Here is a 2,854-nt window from a genome sequence, read left to right as displayed (position 1 = left end):
AAATTTACATTATCCATTAAATAAAAAATGCCTAATAGAAATTAATCTATTAAGCAAATTGTTATTGTTTATTACAAGCCCTACGGCACTATTTCAATTCTCGATTTAGTTTCGCAGATATTATTTTGGTCCGTAAATTAATAAGCCCATTAAGCAACCCTCTTAATGGGCTTATTAATTTTAGATTTATTGATAGCTCTTTAAAAAATAAAATTGATCTTGTTTATGTGGCTCTAGTATTTATCTAAATGATATTCTTCAAAGACCTATAAGAAACTAATACCAAAGCTCAATCATTCTTAGAAATTTATTTGTAGTAGTTGATGATAAAAAAAAATTAAGCCTCTGCATTATGACATGGCAAACAACCTATCATTTGTCTTTTTTATCTTTTAAAATTTTACCTTCTTTGGTAAACTCCAAATCAATATTGTTTGTTAAATCAACATCAAGATCCTTATGTCCATAATCGATATGAGTAATTTTTTCATTTGGATGATTCTTTGCTACATAGTCTTTTACTGACTCAGGAATAAATGCAGTTGGAATCGGTTTCTTTCCTCCATCTACCTCACGATACGAGCCGTCCTTCCAAAACTCTATTTCAGTTCCGTCTTTAAGCTTGACTTCATATCCTTTCTCACCATGCTCGGCATCTTTTTTGACAACATCTATTTCACTATTTCTAAAGTGTTTGTTCAAAAAATCCCGCGCTGGTTTTGGTAACTCAGCAATTTCAATTTTCTTCTGTGCGTTAGCCGATATTGCAAAACCTAGCAATAATACAGCAATTATAATTATCTTTTTCATGATTTTAATATTAAAAATTAGTAATTTTCTTTCACTAATTTACAACAAGCAAAAATACATTCAAATCAATTTAAGAAAGCTTTATTATTTTAAGATCAACATTTCTTATATTGTAACTCATTATATTTAAAATTGTTATGACAAATCCTATCAGTATAAAACTAGCAACTATTAATGATTTAGACGCGATAATAAAACTGCAAACTGCCAATCAAACTTCTCAGGGCGGAACATTATCCGGAGAATTAACTGCCAATCAAATTCAGGAAATGATGAGCGATATGCCACAGATTATCGCCGTTATTAACAATGAAATTGTTGGCTTTTTATTGACTACATCACAAACTGTAAACAGAAATCGTAAAGTTCCCATTGTTGATGCCATGTCAGGCTCCTATACAGGCTCTGCTGACTGGTATATTTATGGGCCAATTTGCGTGAGTCAAACGCAACGCGGAAAAGGACTGGCCCAGCTTATGTTTGAAGAATTATTAAAACTAGAACCTAATAGGGAAGGCATTCTATTTATAAAAAGTGATAATGTAGCATCTTTAAAGGCACATGAAAAAATGGGAATGCAAAAAGTGAGTAGCTTTCATTTCAATGATGCTCACTTTGATGTATACGCCTATTTATTTCACTCCGAATAAGATAAAAAAGTCTATTGAATTATAAAACTTAAATAAAAACACATGCGTTATCTGGCCATTCTAATTGCTGCTTTTCTAAGCGTTTCTTGTAAAAATGAAACAAAATCTACTACACTTTCCAGCTATTTCACTTATCATGAAAATAATGATGTCGAATCAGCAGGTGTAAAAATGATTCCGATAAAAACTCCTGTAGGAGAATTTAAAGTCTGGACCAAACGCTTTGGCAATAATCCTAAAATTAAGATTTTACTTCTGCACGGAGGTCCGGCCATGACCCATGAATATATGGAGTGTTTTGAAACTTTCTTTCAACGGGAAGGATTTGAATTTTATCAGTACGATCAATTAGGATCTTACTACAGCGATCAGCCAAAAGACAGCAGTTTATGGACAACAGAGCGTTTTGTTGAAGAAGTAGAACAAGTGCGTAAAGCTATTGGAGCTGATAAAAACAATTTCTATGTTCTGGGCAACTCTTGGGGCGGAATTCTTGACATGGAATATGCACTAAAGTACCAAGAAAACATGAAAGGATTACTAGTTGCAAACATGATGGCCAGCGCCCCTGATTACGGAAAATATGCCGATGAAGTATTAGCCAAGCAAATGAAGCCTGAAGTTTTAGCAGAAATCAGAGCACTTGAAGCCAAAAAAGACTTTGGTAACCCGCGCTATATGGAATTGCTCATTCCCAATTACTATCAACAGCACTTATGTCGTTTAAAAGAATGGCCAGATGGACTCAACCGCGCCAGCAAACATATTAACAATGAAATTTACACCATAATGCAAGGCCCTAGTGAATTTGGTATCAGCGGTCGTCTGGCCAAATGGGACATTAAAAACCGCTTACATGAAATTTCTGTTCCCACATTAATGATTGGAGCCAAATACGACACCATGGATCCAAAAGCTATGGAAGAGCAAAGTAAACTAGTTAAAAAAGGAAGGTATTTATACTGTCCAAACGGAAGCCATCTGGCCATGTGGGACGATCAGAAAGTTTTTATGAATGGTTTGATTCAATTCATAACTGATGTAGATTTAGAGAAATTCCAATAATCAATTCTATATAAATAGTAGTTTAGTTGCTAATTATTAATTTTAATAGATAGGCACTCCAATCAATCTCACAAAAACAGGCTTCATTTTACATTTGGTCAGAAGTTTATTATCTCGTCCAGTTATATCACTTCCACAACTAAACAATCTTGTAAAATCAGTACCATAATGTGTCCGGTTAAAGCTGAAATCTGGAGCTAGAATTAAATACTCATTAAAATTTACAATTCTTAAAATTACCATGTCCGCTTCTATAGTTCATGTAGTGATTTTTAAAAATTTTCAATTACCATACAAGCACAATTTGCGCTTAAATCCCGAACCAAATC

Annotated in this window: 3 protein-coding genes; 2 read left to right on the top strand and 1 reads right to left on the bottom strand. The window is 33.5% G+C overall.

The window, feature by feature from the left end; all coding sequences use genetic code 11:
• Window positions 1-372: 372 nt before the first annotated feature.
• A complete protein-coding gene (locus IRZ78_RS25905) occupies window positions 373-810 on the bottom strand; it encodes a PepSY-like domain-containing protein (protein WP_194620476.1) in 438 nt (145 codons plus the stop codon).
• A gap of 137 nt (window positions 811-947) precedes the next feature.
• Between IRZ78_RS25905 and IRZ78_RS25900 the strand changes: the two genes are divergently transcribed.
• Window positions 948-1,460, top strand: coding sequence for a GNAT family N-acetyltransferase (locus tag IRZ78_RS25900; protein WP_194620468.1), 513 nt, complete (start codon window positions 948-950; stop codon window positions 1,458-1,460).
• A gap of 42 nt (window positions 1,461-1,502) precedes the next feature.
• Window positions 1,503-2,525, top strand: coding sequence for a proline iminopeptidase-family hydrolase (locus IRZ78_RS25895; protein WP_194620466.1), 1,023 nt, complete (start codon window positions 1,503-1,505; stop codon window positions 2,523-2,525).
• Window positions 2,526-2,854: the final 329 nt, after the last annotated feature.

Source organism: Flavobacterium sp. CSZ (assembly GCF_015350725.1).
Lineage (GTDB): Bacteria > Bacteroidota > Bacteroidia > Flavobacteriales > Flavobacteriaceae > Flavobacterium.
The sequence above is the reverse complement of the archived record's forward strand: the minus strand, read 5'-3'. Positions and strand labels throughout refer to the sequence as shown.